This is a genomic window from Collinsella sp. LCP19S3_B11 (assembly GCF_052121915.1).
Lineage (GTDB): Bacteria > Actinomycetota > Coriobacteriia > Coriobacteriales > Coriobacteriaceae > Collinsella.
In genome coordinates this window covers 1-888 of sequence record NZ_JBQKDI010000049.1, presented here as the reverse complement: position 1 = coordinate 888, position 888 = coordinate 1, and the positions used below count along the sequence as shown (strand labels likewise).

The 888-nt window shown below is 52.9% G+C and carries 1 protein-coding gene and 1 rRNA gene; one reads left to right on the top strand and one right to left on the bottom strand.

The features are described 5' to 3' along the window. The first annotated feature begins 214 nt into the window (after positions 1-214). Positions 215-685 carry a hypothetical protein gene (locus ACTQV4_RS10310; protein WP_441546542.1) on the top strand — a complete coding sequence of 157 codons (471 nt, stop codon included), beginning with the start codon at positions 215-217 and terminating at the stop codon, positions 683-685. Between the two features lie 112 nt (positions 686-797). On the opposite strand, the gene rrf is transcribed toward ACTQV4_RS10310, so the two are convergent. Beyond that, positions 798-888: ribosomal RNA gene (gene rrf / locus ACTQV4_RS10305) — 5S ribosomal RNA — on the bottom strand; the annotation flags it as partial.

Genomic DNA, 888 nt, shown 5'->3' with positions numbered 1-888 from the left:
TCCGATCTCCCGGGGCCGGCCGATCCGGCCCTCAGGGTATCGGGTTCCCACATTCATCCGCACATGTGCGGATGAATGTGGGAGGTGTTCGGATAAAGTTGATAATCAAGGAGCTTCTTTGAACCGTGTCTTAAATACCAAATGTGCCCTAGCTAAACAAAGCTGGGGCTTACAATGAGCGTATACACAATATTAATGACAACCTAAGGGCATCATGGACGATCAAACCTCCGACAATTCGTATGATCAGATGCAGAACGATAAATCAACCTATCCGCAGACCATACGCTACCATCGTCCCCATATTTCCCAAGAGCCTATTGACGATACAGAGCCTGAATATGTAACTCGCAATCGTTATCAAACCCTTGAAGAATCTCAATCACGTCGCAAACACATGGGCGTCGCCCCGAGCGAATCGGCGTATCTCAAAGATGCCCCCTTATCCAAAAACAGCGCATGCAACCAGGAGCAGGCCCAAACACCCGCCAAGCAACAACGAAGAGAGCCTCGCCCTAAACAGACCCTAACGCATTCTGCCCGCTATTTAGAGACGCCGAAGCAAGGAAAATCGATATTTATATCGTCTAGCAGGCGACGCAAACAGCACCGGCTCCAAATCGCGCTCTTGATCATTGCCATCGCGGCAATCGCGCTGGTCATTCGTTTTATTTTCTTCAAATAGAAAAGACAATTAAGCCGTAGAGGCTTTAGGTTTACAACGCCCAAACGAAAAAGGGGGAGGCCGCGAGGCCTCCCCCTTCTCAGTCCAAGCGTACGGCTCGGTGCCGTCCACCGGTCAGCGGCGCCCTGGCCTCCCACGGGCTGGCCCCGCAGTACTCTCGGCGCGATGGGGCTTAGCTTCCGGGTTCGGAACGGGACCGGGCG